Source organism: Serratia fonticola, assembly GCF_001006005.1.
GTDB lineage: Bacteria > Pseudomonadota > Gammaproteobacteria > Enterobacterales > Enterobacteriaceae > Chania > Chania fonticola.
Window position 1 is genome coordinate 3,495,419 of the sequence record NZ_CP011254.1, and the last position, 18,665, is coordinate 3,514,083.

Genomic DNA, 18,665 nt, shown 5'->3' on the forward strand with positions numbered 1-18,665 from the left:
TCATTATTCAGCGTTTATTTCAGTGCTGATGCGAGGTTTTTTTCGTGTCAGCCTGTTTCGCAACAATAAAGCTCATTGCCAGGCCTTTTTAGGACGCGTTTTTTATGTTCAGAACCCCTCTTTTTATTACCCTGTATACGTTAGTGGTTATTATTGTCTCATCCCTCGTGACGACAGCCTATTTTCACTATTTTGTATTGAACACTAATGACGAACAGCAAAGCCTGGTCGCTTTCGATAATAACAATGCTAACAATAGTCCGATCAACGAAGACAATACCCTTATCGAGCTCTTCTCTTATGGCTGCCACTACTGCGCCCTGAATGAAGAAAATATCGATAAGCTGGAAGCGCGGATGCCTGCCGGGAGCAAGTTGATCCGTTTGCATATCAATAACGAGCAGATGAATGGTTTGGCCAGTTTTTCCTCATTGTTTGCGACGCTAACGGTGATGGGCATTGAACCGCAGCACCGTCAGAGCGCCTATGACGCGATTATCCGGGACAAGATCGACCTGAGTAACCCAAAAAATCGTGATATCTGGCTTCAGGAACAAAACATCGATCTCGCGGAGTACAACCGTGTTAGCCAGACCCCACAGGTTAAAGCTTTACTGAGCTATATGACCGATGTCACCCGCTATTACAACATAGACGCAACGCCGAGCTTTATCGTCAACAGGAAATGGCTGGCATTACAGGATCGTGAGTTCCCCGAGTTTGCTGACCACCTGTTGTCGTTGTTACAGCATGACAAACCGCTGGAGCCCTAATGCGTTTCTTTGCTGTGTGGGCCTATCTGGCATGGCGAAATAGCCTGGCAACGCTGACGCGTACTATGGCTCCCTTGCGCAAAGCACAGAGGAGCGCCGCCTGTTGGTTATTGCAGCACGGTGATTATCGTTGGTTTCTTGCGTTGGCGGCATGGGGCAGAAGGTTGCGGCTGGGCGATCGAGGGGAGCGTAGGCGTGCATTTGTAGCCGCCGCCAATAAGCAGTGCCTGCTTGGCGATGGCCGTAAATTGGATTTTGCCGGGGTGAGCTATCGTCGGCGGCTACTGGATCTGGCCGCCACCTATGGGCAAAGCCCACAGATACAGGCTCAGATGGAGCGTTGTAAAGCGCAGTTGAATGCCGTGGTGGAGCCTTTGCATCAAGCCGGTTCACCGGTGGTGCTAGCTCCGTTGCATATGGTTTCCGATGTGTTGGCCGGGATGGTTGGGGGCGCGGCTTTCCCTGGTCAGGCAACGGTGATCGTTTCCAGCAGTGTGGAAATCTATCAGGAAAAAGTCCGTCAGCTAGGGAAGGTCAATCTTGCTTATTGTTCTATCCATGACGATAGCCGGGAAATTGCTGGCAACCTGATGGCGGCGATCATGGAGGCAGCGGATCATCGGCGGAACATCATGATCTTCCCTGATATCACCCCCGATTACACCGTCAATGCCAATACGGCAGCAACGGCAAAACTACCTTGTCGGCTTTTTGATCGCCCTGCCAATCTGCACAGCGGAGTGATACGCATTGCCCGGGCGTTATCGGCACAGGTGGTTTTTTATTACCTGTATTACGACCAGGAACTAAAAATCCATATTGAGCCGCCGGTGCAGGCTCGCAGCTTGAAAGCCAGGCTGCCGGAAATCATTGAAACGTCGATAGCCCGGCATCCTGAAGACTGGCTGTTATGGCACTCGCATTCGTTATTTTTTATCAATGAATAATCTGGAAATTGAAGAAGTCAGATCATGGAAAAGATAATCCCGACGCAGGTTTTTCAAGGTGAAACCAATGAGTGTGGGTTGGCCTGTATCACCATGCTGGCGCAGACGCAGGGCATCGATGCCCCGCTGGAGAACTTGCGTGAACGCTATCCAGCGTCGCAGCATGGCACCTCGTTGACCACGTTATGCACCATTCTCTCTGAGCTGGCCATACCCGCTTACCCGGTGATTTTCGATCATGGTGAGCTGGCGGAGCTGCCCCTGCCTGCCATTTTACACTATGGTGCCAGCCACTATGTGCTGTTGGCGTACCGCCAAGGCAACTATGTCTGCGTGATGAACCCGGCGATAGGCCAGCAACTGTTGCCCATCGATGCATTAAAACTGGAAATCAGCGGCTACGCGCTGGTGCTGGACAGTGAAAACCAACCCGACCCACAGGCACAGGCTGATAAAAAGCGCAGTACGGGTTTCAAAGCCTTGGAGTGTATGAGCCTGAAAGAGACCGCCAGGATGCCGGGTATCTATCGGCTGATGGTGCTGGCCTTTCTGATTTCCTTAACCCTGTTCATCATGCCGACGATGGTAGGCAGCGCCATCAATCAGGTTTACTCCTCGGCGGGTGACGCCGACTTCCCGTATTTCTATTTCCTGCTGGCGTTTTTTGTTTCTACCCTGCTGGCCTTTGCCGTGCGTTGGGTTACGGAGCGGTTTATCAAACGCTTTGTGGTGGTCAACAGCGTAGCCGGTTTCTCGCGGTTACTCGGTAATTCGCTCAACTTCTTTGCCAAACGCGCACCGGGCGACGTGTTCAGCCGCTTCTCTAACTGGCAGCAGGCGTCCGGCATCAAGATCGAGCTGGATAACGGCCTGCGTACCGATTGGATTATCGGCGCTATCGCGTTAGGCGTCATGTGTTACATGAGCCCGCTGCTGGCGATGGTCTCTGGCGTTGGCGTTACGCTAATGGGATTGATCAGCGTCTGGGCCATCTACCGCGATCGCTATTACACCCAGCAGTTGCAGGTAAAAACGGCGGAGCAAAGCGACTTTATTCTGGAAAGCATTCAGGGTTTTTCCACCATCAAATCCGCTGGGTTGGATAGCCAGCGCAAAAGCGTGTTTGCCCGCTACGCGCTATCCCTGTTTACCTGCCAGCAACAGCAGAGGATCTATGAGCAGGTCAAAAGCAGCCTGTATCAGCTGATCGGCAGCCTGGAGATGGTGTTTTTCATGCTGCTGGCGTTGCCATTACTGAAAAAGGGTGTCCTGACGCTAGGGGAGTTTTTTGCCTACAGTTTTGTGCGGGAGATTTTCACCTCGTATATCACCAAAATATTCTACGCCATTTTGCAGAAGAACCAGCTGCACGTCATCGATACCCGTGCGCGGGATCTGTTTCCTGCCAACTCAGAGCATGAAGCAGCACCTAAAACGCTCCCGCAGTTCAGCTCTCGGTTGAGTTTTCGCCATATTGTCTTTGCCTACGATGCCCAACTGCCGGTGCTGCATGATTTGTCGATATCGCTGCAACCCGGCCAACGGATTGCCATTGTCGGTGAATCGGGGACGGGCAAAAGCACGCTGCTGAAAGTGATGACCGGTCTGATGGCACCGCAGCAAGGTGAGGTGGTGGTCGATGGTCAGCCGGTCGATTATCGGCAGATACACACCTTGTTCTTCCTGCAAAGTCAGGAAGATATTCTGTTCAATGCCTCGGTGCTAGAGAACATCACGCTGTTTGATGAGAACGTGGATGAGCATCGACACCAGCGGATTAAGCGTTCCCTTGAGGGGCTGAACCTGCACTCGGTAGTAGAAAAACTGCCGGGTGGGCTCAATGCCCTGATCCGTGAAAGCCATGCCGGGTTGTCCCTGGGGCAGCGCCAACGCCTGTTATTAGCTCGGGCAATGTACAGCAATTGCCCGGTGCTGGTGCTGGATGAGCCCACGGCTAACCTGGATGAAAATACGGCGCATCAAGTGATGACGACCTTGCTGGACCATTGCCGTGAACAGCACAAAACGCTGATCACCGTGACACACAGCGAAAGCGTGCTGTCGATGTTTGATCGGGTTTATCGCATGGACAATGGGGGGATGGCGCAGGTTGATACCCTGTTCGCATCGCAACCAGACCTGACAGCGGCAGCATACTCATGAAAATTAAAATGACAGGGAAGAAGTTGCTGATGGCTGTGCTGGCATTGGCCGCATTGAGCGGTGCGGTTGTCTGGTATGCCATGACGCCAACTTCAGAGGGTGCCCTCAATACTGCCGAAATTACCCGTGGTGATATTGAGAAAACGGTGCTGGCTACCGGGATACTTAAACCATTGCTACAGGTCAGCGTCGGGGCGCAGGTCAACGGGCAACTGCAAAAGCTGTATGTGAAACAGGGGGATCGCGTCACTCGCGGGCAACTGTTGGCAGAGATTGACCCCACGTTGCAGCAGAATGCGTTGCGTAAATCAGAAGCGGCATTACAAAGCGCTCAGGCGCAGAAGCAGGTCACTCAGGCGATGCTCAAACAGTATCAGCAGGAGTTGACCCGGCAGCGCAGAATGGATCGCGAAGGTTCCGGCGTAAAAAGTGAGTTGCAGAAAGCCCAGGCCCAGCTCCAGACGCAGGTCGCCCAGCTAAAGGTGAATGATGCCCAAATCGTTCAGGCACAGATGGAGCTGGAAACGGCCCGCGCCAACCTGGGCTTTACCCGCATTGTCGCGCCGATAGATGGCGAAGTGTTGGGGATTGTCACCAAAGAGGGGCAAACCATTGTCTCTTCTCAAACCGTACCCACCATTTTGGTATTGGCGGATGTCGATACCATGTCAGTGCATACCCGCATTTCAGAAACGGACATCCTCAAGGTTCGCGTTGGGCAGCCACTGTGGTTTTACGTGGTTGCCGATCCGAAAAAGCGCTATGAAAGCGTGATGGGCTCGATCCAGGATGCGCCTAGCGAGGCCTTGCTGGACGACAGCCTCGCGACGTCCTCCAGCCAACAAGCCTCTGCGGTGTATTACAACGGCGTATTTGTGATCGCCAACGCCCAGCGTTTGCTTCGAACCTCAATGACTGCTCAGGTGTTTATCATCACCGAACAGGCCAGGAATATCCTGCGTGTGCCGGTTGCCGCCTTTGGTGCACAGCGGGATGCAGACCACTATCAGGTGCGTGTGATGAATGGCAAGCAGCTTGAGCTACGCTGGGTCCGTATTGGACTTAATGACCGGCAGTTTGCCGAAGTCAAAGAAGGGCTCAACGAGGGAGATCGCGTGGTGCTGAGCTCCTCAGTGACGGGAAGCGATCATCATGGCTGAACATAGTGAGCCTTTGATCGCCCTGCGCGGCGTATCTCGCCATTTTGTGTCCGGATTGCAGACGGTGGCGGTGTTGAAAGCTATCTCACTCACCATTCAGCGGGGCGAAATGGTGGCGATCATTGGCGCTTCCGGATCGGGGAAATCCACGCTGATGAATATCATTGGCTGCCTGGATAAGCCGACGCAGGGGGAGATGTCCATCAAGGGTATTTCCACCCCAGAGGCCAGTAGCGAACAGCTGGCTCAATTACGCAGCCAGTACATTGGGTTTATTTTCCAGCGCTATCATCTGATGCCGTACCTCAGCGCCGCTGAAAACGTCGCCATACCAGCTCTGTATACGGCGATGCCGACGGCTGAGCGTCAGCAACGGGCCGAGTATTTACTGACCCGGCTTGGGTTGCAGCAGCGTATTCATTACAAACCGGCCCAGCTTTCCGGTGGGCAGCAACAGCGGGTCAGTATCGCCCGGGCACTGATGAACGGGGCGGAAATCATTCTGGCTGACGAACCGACGGGGGCGCTCGATCGTGCCAGCGGCCAAGAGTTAATGGGGATCCTGCACGCGCTGCACCAGGCAGGACACACTCTGATTATCGTGACCCACGATCGTGATATTGCCAATCAGGCACAGCGCATCATTGAAATCAGCGACGGTGAGATTATTTCCGACCAGGCCAACTATGCCGTCGCGCCGTTGGAGACCCCGCCAGCGCTGCCGGTTGCCGTGGCTACTGGCCGCACAAGGTTTTGGCAAAGCGTGAAAGAGGCCGTCAAGATGGCCTGGCGGGCCTTGTTAGGGCACCGTGCACGGGCCTTTCTGTCGATGCTGGGTATCATCATCGGTATCTCTTCGGTGGTGTCATCCATGGCGGTCGGGGAAGGGGCCAGGCAAAGTATTCTGAATGAAATCAGCCAACTGGGCACCAGCACGCTGGAGATCCGGCCGGGGCTGGGCTGGGATAATCTCCGCCCCGACTTTGCGCGGGCGCTTACGGTATCTGATGTCGAACTGCTGGCGGAGCAACCTTATGTCGATAGCGTCTCGCCGTTGGTCAGCAATACGGTAAAAGCGGTACGTGGAGGCAAGCAGGCTATGGTGTCGATTTCCGGCATCAGCAACGCGTATTTTCGCGTGCAGGGCCTGCATTTCCTCTCCGGCAACGGCTTTACCGGGCGTGATCTGGACGAGCGTGAACCGGTGGTGATCATCGATCCGGAACTGCGCGCCACGCTGTTTGAGCCAGATGAGCTGCCCGAGGGGGAGATCATCCAATTGGCGGGTACGCCTTACCGGGTGATCGGTATAGCCGAGCGTAAGGGCGGTAAGTTTAGCGGCATGATGCTTGGGGCGTGGATGCCTTACACCGCGTTGCTGGAGCGTATGTCCGGCAATATGCCGATCGAATCAATAACCCTGCGGGTCAACGATGGTATTTCATTGCGTGAGGTGCAAGGCCGGGTAGAAGCATTACTGGAGCAGGCGCATGGCCAGCGTGACTTTTTCACCCAAACCAATGACCAGATGACGCAGGCCATCCGTAAGGCGTCGGATTCCATGACGCTGCTGATCACCGCCATCGCCGGAATTTCCCTGCTGGTGGGGGGCGTTGGCGTAATGAATATCATGCTGGTATCCGTGACAGAACGAACCCATGAGATCGGCATCCGCCTGTCGGTTGGGGCGCGTCCTGCGGATATTATGCGCCAGTTCCTGATCGAAGCGATGGTGATCTGCTCGCTGGGTGGGCTGATTGGCATTATCGGTGCCGGGCTGGCCGGGGTGATTTTCTCCTGGGTAACGCAGGAGTTTTCCATGATCTTTACCTGGCCACCGATGGTGCTGGCCTGCGGGTTCTCGGCGCTGATCGGCCTGGGGTTTGGCTTTTTCCCTGCGAGTAATGCCGCGCGCCTTCACCCTACGGAGGCGTTGGCACGCGAATGATGATGGGCAGACTTTCCTGGACACTGTTATTCCCCTTATTGCTGACGGGATGTGGCTCATTAGTCAAAAGCGACTATCAGCAGCCCATGCTTTCTGTGCCCTCCGAATGGCGGCAGCAGGAGAGCGGGGCAGGTTATTTACAGCACAGCCAACGCTGGTGGGACAGCTTTGACGATCCACAACTCTCGACACTGATTGGTCGGGTGCTGACCAGTAACAACGATTTGGCGATTGCCGGATTGCAGCTACAGCAGGCGCGATTGGCGGCGGGGTTAACCAATACCAACCTTACACCGGACGTTGCGGTTAGCGGCGGCGCAAGCAATGAAAAAAACCTGCGCAGCAATACCACCCCGACGGAGTCTTACCGTACCTCGCTGGATCTGAGCTATGAATTGGATTTGTGGGGCAAGCTGGCGCGGGCCAGAGAGCAGGCCCAGTGGCAGGTTGAGGCCTCGGAGCAGGATCGGCAAAACACCGCGCTGATATTGATCGGTGATACCGCGCGCTATTACTGGCAGATCGCCAGCCTCAATCAGCAGATCGCGCAACAGCAGACCGGGCTGCAAATCAGTAAGCAGACGCTCGACATGTTGCAATCCCGCTACGCAGCGGGCGCGGCTGGGCAACTTGATGTATTGCAGGCGCAGCAATCGGTGATCGAACGTGAAAACCGGCTACGCCTGTTGCAACAACAGCGCGAGGAGGCCCGCAACGCGTTGGCCATCCTGTTCAACCGTTCGCCCACCGATCGTCAGGTAGAGCGAGCTTCTCTGGACACTCACCAGGATGTGCCAATAGCCAAGATGCTGCCGGTTGAGGTTATCGCCCACCGCCCGGATGTGAAAGCGGCGGAAAGCCAGCTGCGCGCGGCGTTGGCGGGTTCGGATGTGGCCCGCCTAGGCTTTTATCCGACGCTTTCGTTGAGTGCATCACTCGGCGCTGCCAGTAATGTTTTCCAGCAGTGGTTCAGCAATCCGGCCAGAACATTGGGTGCTAACGCTGCCTTACCGTTTGTGGAATGGAACACCGTACAACTGACCATCGAAAAGTCGGATCTGGATGTCAAGCAGGCGGCGATTGTGTTTCGCAGCACGGTCTACAGCGCCTTGTCCGATGTGGATAACGCCATGACGCAGCGGCTTGGCTATCAGCAGCAAAGAAAAAACCAGCAGCAAAATCTGCAGCTAGGCCAGCAGCGTTTAGCGCTGGCGACTAGCCAATACCAGGCGGGAGCCGTTTCTTTCCAGACTCTGCTGGATGCAGAAGATGCCCTGCTGACCATTGAAAATAATCTGGCGGATCTGCAGTACAGCTACCTCAATGCCACCATGAAACTCTGGCTGGCATTGGGCGGTGGTGTGGCAAAAGACAATGACAGGGAAAGGGGAAATCATGAATAAAGGTTTAATGCCGCGCCGAGTGGTGGTCACCGGTTACGGGGCGGTGACGCCGCTGGGAATGAATGCAGCGCAAAGCTGGGCAGCGATCATGGATTATCAGCTAGGTTACCGTTATTACGATAAATCCAGCGTCGGGATCCAGTCACGTTTTCTGGGGCTGATCGACGAGGAGCCTAGCTTGAAAGGGGTTCCTGCGGCGATCCGTCGTCGCCTGCCGCGTTTTGCCCGGCTGGTGTTGGCCGCGGCCCGTGAGGCGATGGGCATGGCGTTTCAGGGTGAAAGCCCGGCGGCCTATTACGATCTGCTGGAGTGCGGCACGATTATGGGCAGCGGCTGGGCGGGGCAGGATGAAACCCATATGAATTATGAAGGCTATCTGCGCACGGGGTTGGGGTCACCGTTTGGCTGTTTCCTGTCGATGCCGAATGCGGCTACGGCGGCATGCAGCCTGTTCTGGGGCCTGCGCGGTTATCAAAACAGCCCGATTGCGGCCTGTGCGACCGGGACGATCGCCATCGGGGATGCTTTTGAGGTGATCCGCAGTGGACGTGCCTCCATGATGCTTGCCGGAGCCGGGGAGTCGCTGCGTACCGATGCCGCCGTGTGGAACATCGATATCCTTCGCGCGTTGGCGAGCGAGCAGGAAGATATCCGCAAGGCCTGCTGCCCGTTCAGCCTGGATCGCAACGGTTTTGTGCTGTCTGAAGGGGCGGCCGTTTTGTGCCTGGAAGAACGGGAAGCCGCGCTGGCTCGTGGGGCAACTATCCTTGGCGAGATCAAAGGCTACGGTAATTATTCCGATGCCGTCGATTTTACTGCCCCAGCCGAAGACAAGCTTGCCCGGGTCAAGACTATCGCGCGAGCATTGGACCAGGCGGGATTGGCGGCGGCTGATATCGACTATATCAATGCGCATGGCACCTCTACGCCGCTCAACGATTTGAACGAAACGCAGGCCATCAAACTGGCCTTCGGTGAAGCCGCTTTTAGCACACCACTTTCCAGCACCAAATCATACTCCGGGCATCTTATTGCGGCGGCGGGCAGTTTTGAATCCATCATCTGCCTGCAAGCCATGCAGCATCAGGTGATGCCCGCGACCTGCCACCTGACGAATGCCGATCCACAATGCGATCTGGATTACATCGGTGAGGGGCATCGCTCTGCATCGTTACAAAATACGTTGAATCTGAGCTTTGGTTTTGGCGGCGCCAATGCGGCCTTGGTGATTGGGCAGGCATGAGTATGGATCTCACTTATAGCGTGCAAGATGCTGAAGCCTGGGCCGCATTTTCTGGCGATTACAATCCGATCCATTTTGACCTGCAACAGGCGCGCAAGATCGGTGTGGCGCAACTGAGCGTACATGGCATGCGTGCGATGCTGGATATGAAACGTCACCTGAGCACAGCCCTGTTGGCTACAGCGCCGGATCAGGAGGGCTGTACCTTCCGCGCACGTTTGCGCCAGCCAGTGTTGTGCCAGACGTCGTATCAGTTGCAAATTGCCAGCAAGGGAAGCTCGGTGACCGGTGCGCTGCTGGACAGTACCACGCAGGAACGCTGTTTTAGCAGCACGCTGACTTCGGCCCCACTCTTGCCATTGAGTGCTGGCGTGAAGGAACACTCGCTGACGGTGGCTGAAGTGATGGCACTAGCCCGCCTGTTTCCCGGAGAGGTCTCTGATATCACTCAGACCTGGGGGTTCTTTGATGCGCTGTTATTTCAGTTGTTGGTGCAATCCCCGGCAACGCTGGCGACGCTCAGTGCAGCGTTTCCCGAACTGGCTGCCGAGACGCTGCTCGACGTGTTCGCACAGATCCCGGTGGTGCAGACACACCATGAAACCCACTTTAGCGCCCAACTTTTTACCCCCGATCCCCATTTTCATCTTGAAGAGCGGCTGTACTACCAGATTTCGCCCATGCTGATCATGGGGGATAAACACAGCGGCCTGGTGTTACGGGCGGAGATCCAGGCTAACACGCTGCCGCAGCCGCTGATAACAACGGCAGTCACCTTGAAAACCTGGCCGTTGGTCAGTTAACAACATAAGGACATACCATGGAAAAGTACCAACAAGTTTACCTCACCGTCAGCGAAATGATCTGTGATGCCAAAGATCTCGAGATGGACGACCTCTCGCCAGAGATGCCCTTGCATCAGCTCAAACTCGACAGCCTGGATTACGTCGAACTGATGGTGCTGGCCAAGCGTGAATTCGGGGCTACGTTGAGTGCCGAAATGTTTATCGATAAACCCAATATGACACTGGGTGAACTGTGCCAATCTCTGGCCGAACAGCAAGAATAAGCCTATGACCAGACAATGGGTATTAGTGACCGGCGGTAGCCGGGGGATTGGCCGCGCGCTGGTGGAAGAGTTGGCCAAACGGTGGAACGTGGTGTTGACCTGCCGTAGCGATCGGTCGCCCTCAGCCGAGGTGATTGAGGCCTGCGCCGGTTTGCCTGGCTGGGTGGAAAGCGTTGCTTGTGATGGCAGTGATGAACAGGCGGTGAACCTTGTAGCGCCAGATCTGTTGGCCCGCCTCGGTGCGCCTTTGGCGGTGATCCATAATGCGGGGATCGCCCAAGACAGTCTGCACATCCAACAAACGAGTGAGCGCTGGCGCCAGGTGATGGACACTAACCTCAATGCCGTATTCTACTGGAACCGCCACCTGCTGCCAGCCATGATGGGGCAGGGCGAAGGTGCCATCGTACTGATGTCTTCGATAACGGGGATCAAGGGCAATGTAGGGCAAACGGCTTACGCTGCCAGCAAATCGGCGATGATAGGCCTGGCCAAGTCACTGGCGTTGGAGGTGGCGCGCTTTAACATACGGGTGAATTGCCTGCTGCCTGGGATCATTCACAGTGAGATGACAGACGCGATCCCACCGGAGGCGCTGAAGGCGCTGCGCAAACAAATCCCATTGCGGCGTTTGGGCAAGGCCAGCGAAGTCGCCAGGGCGGCGGTATTTCTGATAGGTGATGACAGTCGTTATATGACAGGACAGAACCTGATCCTCGACGGAGGGTTAACTGCCTGACCCACTTGGGACGAACATGTTCGTCCCTACAAATCCCGCACCTAAACCAGTGTACATGCTGCGTCCGTTTCGGCTTTTTTTATCCCTAAAACCAACCCTCCCTTGCGTTGGTGTTAGCGGTGATCACGCTTGTTTTTTTCTAAGAATTAACTTGGTTGTCACCGCGTATCATTTTTCATCATCTCGACTTATATATTCGCGATGCGAATTAATATCATTTGTAGAGCGCTCTCATTTTTGGCGCCAATCGGCGTATTCCGCTTGCTGAAACCTTTCAATCCACAGGGGATTAGCTTTTTTAAGCTTTTATTATATGATTTTATTGGTAATTATTTATAAATAGTGACCTTGCTCATTATTGTAACGAATTATCATCAATGTGTGCACCTTGTCATACTTTGACAAATCTCTCTCATTTTTCATTTGATAATTCGCGTCGCGAAAAATAGTCTAGCTACAGTATCAAGGCCGAGGTGAATTTTATCATCCGGCACAATTTTACCCGATTAGGGTTTTTTTATTAGCGACCGTGCAGGGCAGTGGTGAACGCAGGCGGGCGCACTTTAAAGTCAAAGTCAAAGAGGAATTTTCTTATGGGTACGCACGGTGCTCAGCGTAAAACGCTGGCGCTCGCAGTCGCGGGTGCAATATTAGGAAGCGGATTCGTCATGGCCCCAGAAGCGCAAGCCGAAGGGTTTATCGACGATTCTACGCTGACCGGTGGGGTCTATTACTGGCAACGTCAACGCGATCGCAAAGACGTTGAAACCGGTGATTTTAAAACCAACCTCTCTCACTCCACCTGGAACGCCAACCTGGATTTCAACTCCGGCTATGCGGCGGACATGTTTGGCATCGATGTGGCGGCGTTCACCGCCATCGAAATGGCCGAATCCAGCGAGAGTGGCCACCCGAACGAAATCGCGTTCTCCAGCCGTAACCGTACCTATGATGAAGATTACTCCGGCGATAAAAGCGGTATCAGCCTGTATAAAGCGGCCGGTAAGTTCAAGTACGGCCCGGTCTGGGCGCGTGCCGGTTATATCCAGCCAAGCGGGCAAACGTTGCTGGCCCCGCACTGGAGCTTTATGCCGGGTACCTACCAGGGTGCTGAAGCCGGTGCCAACTTTGACTATGGCGATTCAGGTGCGTTGAGTTTCTCCTACATGTGGACCAACAAGTACAAAGCGCCTTGGCACATCGAGATGGACGACTTCCGTCAGAACGATCGCAAGACCGACGTTTCCTATCTGCACTCACTGGGTGCCAAATACGATTTCAAAAACGATCTGGTGCTGGAAGCCGCATTTGGCCAGGCGCAAGGCTACGTGAATCAGTATTTCACCAAGGCATCTTACAAGTTTGACCTGGCCGGTAACCCGATGACTACCAGCTACCAGTTCTACGGTGCTGAAGATCGTATCGGTGACAATAGCGATCCGAACAGCATCTATGATGGTCTGGCATGGTTGCAGGCGCTGACCTTCGGTTATACCACCGGCCAGTTCAACTGGCGTCTGGAAGGCACCATGGTCAAGGCGGAAGGTAACCAAGGCTTCTTCCTGCAGCGTATGACCCCGACCTACGCCTCCTCAAACGGCCGCCTCGATATCTGGTGGGATAACCGCTCCGACTTTAACGCCAACGGTGAAAAAGCCGTGTTTGGTGGCGTGATGTATGACCTGAGCAACTGGAACCTGCCTGGTATGGCCGTCGGCGCTTCCTACGTTTACGCCTGGGACGCCAAGCCAAGCACCAACCCGATTTACGATCAGAGCCAGCGCCTGAGAGAGAGCGCTTACAGCCTGGATGCGATGTACACCATGCAGGACGGGCGCGCCAAAGGCACCCTGTTCAAACTGCACTTCACGCAGTATGACAACCATTCCGATATTCCAAGCTGGGGCGGCGGTTACGGCAACATCTTCCAGGACGAGAAAGACGTCAAATTCATCGTTATCGCACCGTTCACTATCTTCTAATGCGCTCCCCGGTGGCCAGGCTGCCGGGGAAATGCCACAGGACTTTAACCATGAAAAAACTGATGCTGATTATCGCTGCGGTTGCCGGGCTTAGCGCCTGCTCGCAATCGGCCGCGCCACCGGAAGATGTCAAGCTGCGCCAGGCCTACAGCGCCTGTATCAATACCGCGGAAGGTTCACCAGAGAAATTGCAGGCCTGCCAGGCGGTGCTGAACGTGTTGAAGCAAGAGAAACAGCACCAACAGTTCGCTGAGCAGGAAACCGTGCGGGTGCTGGATTACCAAAGCTGCATCCAGGCTGCCCATACCGGCAATGGCCAGGCGTATGACGCCAAATGCGGCAAGATTTGGAAAGAAATTCGCGCAAACAACAACTGATTACGCAAGAGGTTGCAGATGAACAAGTTTAAGATGAGTGCTCTCGCCGCCCTGACGGCTACCGTTGGACTATTGGGCAGCGTAGGTTCTGCCATGGCCAACCAGCAGGTGGTTGATCAACTCAGCCAGTTGCAGGTCAATCTGAAGATGTTGGACAACCGTGCCGCTGAGAACGGCGTGGACTGTGCCAAGCTGGGTGCCGACTGGGCGTCCTGCCACAAGGTGCTGATCACCTTGACCAACGGCAATCAGGAAATCAAAGATAAAGACTGGGCGATCTATTTCCACAGCCCGCGCCAAACGTTGAAGGTCGATAACGACCAGTTCAAAATCACCCACATTACCGGCGATCTGTATAAGCTGGAACCGACGGACAAATTCACCAGCTTCCCGGCCAATCAGGCGGTGGAAATCCCGATTATCGCTGAATACTGGCAGCTGTTCCGCACCGACTTCCTGCCGCGCTGGTATGCCACTTCCGGCGATGCTCAGCCGAAGATCCTGTCAAATACCGATACCGAAGATGTTAACCAGTTTGTGGCCCCGTTCACCGGTGACCAGTGGAAGCGTACCAAGGATGACAACAACATTCTGATGGTGCCAGAAAGCCGCTTCACCAAGAACCAGGATCTGAAAGTGTTGCCGATGGCATCGCTGCGTGGGCAAATCATCCCAACCCCGATGGAAGTTAAAGTCCATGCGAAGGATATTGACCTGAGCAAAGGCGTGGCGCTGGAGCTGAGCGCGTTGACCAAGCCAGCGGCAGATGCTGCAGCCGAGCGTTTTGCCTTGCTGGGCATTGAGAGCCAGGCGAACGGTTATCCGATCAAGACGGATATCAAGCCAGCGGCATTCAAAGGCGATCAGGCCGTGCCAGGTGCCTACCAACTGAAGATTGGCGAGAAAGGTGCCGAGATCGTTGGTTTCGATCAGACCGGCGTGTTCTATGGTCTGCAATCCATCCTGTCGCTGATCCCATCCGACGGCAGCAAGAAGATCGCGACTCTGGATGCCAAAGATGCACCGCGCTTCCAATACCGCGGCATTTTCCTGGACGTAGCGCGTAACTTCCACCAAAAAGACGCCGTATTGCGCCTGCTGGATCAAATGGCAGCCTACAAGCTGAACAAATTCCACTTCCACCTGACGGATGACGAAGGTTGGCGCATTGAGATCCCTGGCCTGCCAGAGTTGACCGAAGTGGGCGGCCAGCGTTGTCATGACCTGAGCGAGACCACCTGCCTGATGCCACAATACGGCTCTGGCCCGGCACCGCACGGTGGCTTCTTCTCCCGTCAGGACTATATCGACATCGTTAAATATGCTCAGGCACGCCAGATTGAAGTGATCCCTGAAATCGACATGCCGGCGCACGCCCGTGCGGCGATTACTTCCATGGAAGCTCGCTACAAGAAGCTGCTGGCCGAAGGGAAAGAGAAAGAGGCCAACGAGTTCCGCCTGGTGGATCCGACCGATACCTCCAATACCACCTCTGTACAGTACTTCAACCGTCAGAGCTACCTGAACCCATGCCTGGATTCCTCCAAGAACTTCGTGGACAAAGTGATTGGCGAAGTGGCTCAGATGCACAAAGAGGCCGGTCAGCCGCTGAAAACCTGGCACTTTGGTGGGGACGAAGCGAAGAACATCCGTCTGGGCGCTGGCTATACCGACGTGAAAAACCCGGAAGCGGGCAAGGGCATCCTCGATCTGAGCAAAGAAGACAAGCCGTGGGCCAAATCGCAGGTTTGTCAGGCCATCATCAAAGACGGCAAAGTGGAAGATATGGAACACTTGCCAAGCTACTTCGGTCTGGAAGTCAGCCAGTTGGTGAAAGCGCACGGCATTGACAGAATGCAGGCGTGGCAGGACGGCCTGAAAGATGCCAAAGACTCGAAGGCCTTCGCGACCAAGCATGTGGCGGTGAACTTCTGGGATACCCTGTACTGGGGTGGTTTCGACTCGGCTAACGACTGGGCGAACAAGGGATATGACGTGGTGATCTCTAACCCGGACTACGTCTACATGGACTTCCCGTATGAAGTCAGCCCGGACGAGCACGGTTACTACTGGGGCACCCGTTTCAGCGACGAGCAGAAGATCTTCAGCTTTGCGCCGAACAACCTGCCGCAGAACGCCGAAACCTCGGTTGACCGTGACGGTAACCACTTCACCGCCAAGAGCGACAAACCATGGCCGGGCGCATATGGTCTTTCCGCCCAACTGTGGAGCGAAGTGGTGCGTACCGACCAGCAGATGGAATACATGATTTACCCACGTGCTGTGTCGCTGGCAGAACGTGCATGGCACCGCGCCAGCTGGGAGCAGGATTACAAAGCTGGCCGTGAGTACAAAGGTGGCGAAACCCATCAGGTCGATACCAAAACTCTGGATCAGGACTGGCTGCGCTTTGCCAACCTGATTGGCCAACGTGAGCTGGCCAAGATGGATAAAGCGGGTGTGAGCTATCGCCTGCCGGTCCCAGGTGCACGCATCATCGGTGGCAAGTTGGAGGCGAATATCGCTCTGCCGGGCCTGGGAATTGAATATTCCACCGACGGCGGCAAACAGTGGCAGCGTTATGACGATAAAGCACGCCCATCCGTAGCGGGTGACGTGCAAATCCGTGCAATCAGCCCGGATGGCAAACGCTTCAGCCGTGCCGAGCCAGTGAAAGCGTAAGTGAGAACTCCGCCCACCTACGTGTCGGTAGAGGGGCGGAGATAGTGCGAGGTGAGAGCAAACTGCAATTGTGATAATTGAGTGGATATTTTTCCCCGGCCTGTCCGGGGATTTTTTTGCCTATCATCCGGGCATAAAAAAACCGCCATTTAGGCGGTTTTCGCGTTCTGGCTGGCCAGAATCAGTTCTTGTTGTGCAGCGTTTCGTTCTCGCGGCAATCACCGGTTTCACAGTGGCCGTACAGGTACAGGCTGTGGTTGGTGAGCTTGATACCGTGTTGCTTGGCGATATCGCGCTGACGCACTTCGATGGATTCGTCGCTGAACTCGATCACTTTGCCGCAGTCCAGGCAAATCAGGTGATCGTGGTGGTGTTGCTGAGTCAGTTCGAAAACCGACTTGCCACCTTCAAAATTGTGGCGGGTCACAATACCTGCGTCGTCAAACTGGTTCAGCACGCGGTATACCGTGGCCAGACCAATTTCTTCACCCATATCTATCAGTTTTTTGTACAGATCTTCCGCACTGACGTGATGGCATGCCGGATCCTGCAAGACTTCCAGGATTTTGAGTCGCGGAAGAGTGACTTTTAAGCCAGCCTTCTTCAATGCGGAGTTGTTATCAGTCATGCGGATTCAGTCCTGTTACTATGCTAATCAAGTTGAGGCGTTCTCGCCTATGGCATCGGTTGGCACAAAGCGTTAATTGCGTCTCATTATAGAACCGGTTGCTGCAAATAGAAACCGCCGGTTGTTAACAAACATATCTTTGCACGTTTACAGGGTAATCATGCAAAGCTTTGATGGATGGGATAAACCGATATCTCAGTCTACCGTGGCGAGGTAGGAAGTTACAAACTTGTAGCTTCTATTGCTCTAATCCGTGATGCCGATAACAGAAGGGCGCGCTCTACGGCGCCCTTACTATGTGTTACCTATCCGCCGGGGCAGAGGCTTAGCCGACGATCTCGGCCAGGCTCAGCTCTTCAGTGATTTGCTTGACCCAGGCGTCTACACGTTCGTTGGTCAGCTCAGGTTGACGATCTTCGTCAATGGCCAGCCCGACAAAGTGGTCATCGTCTGCCAGACCCTTGGAGGCTTCAAAATGGTAGCCTTTGGTTGGCCAGTGGCCGACGATGGCCGCACCGCGTGGTTCAATGATGTCGCGGATGGTGCCCATCGCATCGCAGAAATATTCCGCGTAGTCTTCCTGATCGCCACAGCCAAACAGCGCCACCAGCTTGCCGTTAAAGTCGATGTCTTCCAGCGTCGGGAAGAAATCATCCCAGTCGCACTGGGCTTCGCCATAGTACCAGGTTGGGATACCGAGCAGCAGGATATCAAACGCTGCCAGATCTTCTTTGCTGCTTTTGGCGATGTCGTGGATTTCTGCCACGTCGTTGCCGAATTTTTGCTGAAGCGTCTTTTGGATCATCTTGGCAATGTTTTCGGTATTGCCAGTGTCGCTGCCAAAGAAAATGCCTACATGAGCCATAGTAAAGATAACCTTTTAATTCAAATGAATGTGTTGCGTAAACGCGGCCTGAGGCGCTGCCAAGGGCAGGCTTGCTCAGCCGTAAATGCGTATCATGCCAGAAATTTGCCCTGAGGTTTTATCGCGTTTATGCGATGCCTCTGCGGAGGTGGAACCGATCTGGCGTCATCCTTAACGCCGTGCCGCCTATGCGACAGCAGAGATCAGTGTTCTGGCTGTTCTTCTGCCAGTTGAGCCAACAGCATTTGTTCGATCAATTCGCTGCGGCTGATATTGCGCTGGTCGGCCAGTTTGTTGAGAGCATCTACCGCGTCTGCGTTGATTTTCAGCTCCACACGCCGTAATCCACGCACTTTGTCCCGTCGTAGCTGATTGCGCTTATTAATTCTAAGCTGTTCATCACGGGAAAGCGGGTTGGTTTTCGGGCGCCCTGGACGGCGTTCATCTGCGAACAGATCCAGCGTCGTGCGATCCGTTTGTTCTTTTGCCATTGTTGCGCTACTGCAAGGGAGTTTGCATCAAAAAGCGGTTTACGCTTCCAGACGGTTCGATTTACACAATTCGGGCCAATAAACCCTAACCCAAATTCACCCCCAGCCAAGCGCAGCTTCACACCTGGACAGGGTGGCAAAATTATAGCGCGCCATATTACCCCAGCAGATGGAGCGACGACAATGCCTAACTTA

Annotated in this window: 16 protein-coding genes; 13 read left to right on the forward strand and 3 right to left on the reverse strand. The window is 54.6% G+C overall.

Annotated features, from left to right (window positions below; genetic code table 11):
• The first annotated feature begins 104 nt into the window (after window positions 1-104).
• From WN53_RS15555 to WN53_RS15615, 13 genes are all read left to right on the forward strand, one after another.
• The gene (locus tag WN53_RS15555; RefSeq protein WP_024483184.1) at window positions 105-773 is read left to right on the forward strand and encodes a thioredoxin domain-containing protein; all 669 of its coding nucleotides are present in this window, start codon (window positions 105-107) and stop codon (window positions 771-773) included.
• Window positions 773-1,720 carry an ABC transporter gene (locus WN53_RS15560; protein WP_024483183.1) on the forward strand — a complete coding sequence of 316 codons (948 nt, stop codon included), beginning with the start codon at window positions 773-775 and terminating at the stop codon, window positions 1,718-1,720. Before WN53_RS15555 ends, WN53_RS15560 begins: the two co-directional genes overlap by 1 nt.
• A gap of 24 nt (window positions 1,721-1,744) precedes the next feature.
• A complete protein-coding gene (locus WN53_RS15565; RefSeq protein ID WP_024483182.1) occupies window positions 1,745-3,883 on the forward strand; it encodes a peptidase domain-containing ABC transporter in 2,139 nt (712 codons plus the stop codon).
• The gene (locus tag WN53_RS15570; RefSeq protein ID WP_024483181.1) at window positions 3,880-5,043 is read left to right on the forward strand and encodes an efflux RND transporter periplasmic adaptor subunit; all 1,164 of its coding nucleotides are present in this window, start codon (window positions 3,880-3,882) and stop codon (window positions 5,041-5,043) included. The genes WN53_RS15565 and WN53_RS15570 overlap by 4 nt, the downstream gene beginning before the upstream one ends.
• Complete coding sequence (locus tag WN53_RS15575) at window positions 5,036-6,991, forward strand: MacB family efflux pump subunit (RefSeq protein ID WP_037411382.1); 1,956 nt, start codon at window positions 5,036-5,038, stop codon at window positions 6,989-6,991. The genes WN53_RS15570 and WN53_RS15575 overlap by 8 nt, the downstream gene beginning before the upstream one ends.
• Window positions 6,991-8,394, forward strand: coding sequence for an efflux transporter outer membrane subunit (locus WN53_RS15580; RefSeq protein ID WP_024483179.1), 1,404 nt, complete (start codon window positions 6,991-6,993; stop codon window positions 8,392-8,394). The genes WN53_RS15575 and WN53_RS15580 overlap by 1 nt, the downstream gene beginning before the upstream one ends.
• Window positions 8,387-9,637: a beta-ketoacyl-[acyl-carrier-protein] synthase family protein gene (locus WN53_RS15585; protein WP_024483178.1), complete on the forward strand. Its 1,251-nt coding sequence runs from the start codon at window positions 8,387-8,389 to the stop codon at window positions 9,635-9,637. Before WN53_RS15580 ends, WN53_RS15585 begins: the two co-directional genes overlap by 8 nt.
• A gap of 2 nt (window positions 9,638-9,639) precedes the next feature.
• The gene (locus WN53_RS15590) at window positions 9,640-10,440 is read left to right on the forward strand and encodes a MaoC/PaaZ C-terminal domain-containing protein (RefSeq protein WP_024483177.1); all 801 of its coding nucleotides are present in this window, start codon (window positions 9,640-9,642) and stop codon (window positions 10,438-10,440) included.
• A gap of 17 nt (window positions 10,441-10,457) precedes the next feature.
• Window positions 10,458-10,706: an acyl carrier protein gene (locus WN53_RS15595; protein ID WP_024483176.1), complete on the forward strand. Its 249-nt coding sequence runs from the start codon at window positions 10,458-10,460 to the stop codon at window positions 10,704-10,706.
• A gap of 4 nt (window positions 10,707-10,710) precedes the next feature.
• The gene (locus tag WN53_RS15600; protein WP_024483175.1) at window positions 10,711-11,445 is read left to right on the forward strand and encodes an SDR family NAD(P)-dependent oxidoreductase; all 735 of its coding nucleotides are present in this window, start codon (window positions 10,711-10,713) and stop codon (window positions 11,443-11,445) included.
• Window positions 11,446-12,038: 593 nt separating this feature from the next.
• Window positions 12,039-13,427, forward strand: coding sequence for a chitoporin ChiP (gene chiP / locus WN53_RS15605; protein ID WP_024483174.1), 1,389 nt, complete (start codon window positions 12,039-12,041; stop codon window positions 13,425-13,427).
• 50 nt (window positions 13,428-13,477) lie between these two features.
• Window positions 13,478-13,804, forward strand: a complete 327-nt coding sequence (gene chiQ, locus WN53_RS15610; protein WP_024483173.1) for a ChiQ/YbfN family lipoprotein — start codon at window positions 13,478-13,480, stop codon at window positions 13,802-13,804.
• 18 nt (window positions 13,805-13,822) lie between these two features.
• Entirely contained in the window at window positions 13,823-16,486 is a 2,664-nt protein-coding gene (locus WN53_RS15615; protein WP_024483172.1) for a beta-N-acetylhexosaminidase, read from the forward strand.
• A 181-nt stretch (window positions 16,487-16,667) separates the two neighbouring features.
• Here WN53_RS15615 and fur read toward each other — a convergent pair whose 3' ends face one another.
• The 3 genes from fur to ybfE form a co-directional block, all read right to left on the reverse strand.
• The gene (gene fur / locus WN53_RS15620) at window positions 16,668-17,114 is read right to left on the reverse strand and encodes a ferric iron uptake transcriptional regulator (protein ID WP_021805300.1); all 447 of its coding nucleotides are present in this window, start codon (window positions 17,112-17,114) and stop codon (window positions 16,668-16,670) included.
• 325 nt (window positions 17,115-17,439) lie between these two features.
• Window positions 17,440-17,979: a flavodoxin FldA gene (fldA, locus tag WN53_RS15625; RefSeq protein ID WP_024483171.1), complete on the reverse strand. Its 540-nt coding sequence runs from the start codon at window positions 17,977-17,979 to the stop codon at window positions 17,440-17,442.
• Window positions 17,980-18,182: 203 nt separating this feature from the next.
• The gene (gene ybfE, locus WN53_RS15630) at window positions 18,183-18,470 is read right to left on the reverse strand and encodes a LexA regulated protein (RefSeq protein ID WP_021805298.1); all 288 of its coding nucleotides are present in this window, start codon (window positions 18,468-18,470) and stop codon (window positions 18,183-18,185) included.
• Window positions 18,471-18,665: the final 195 nt, after the last annotated feature.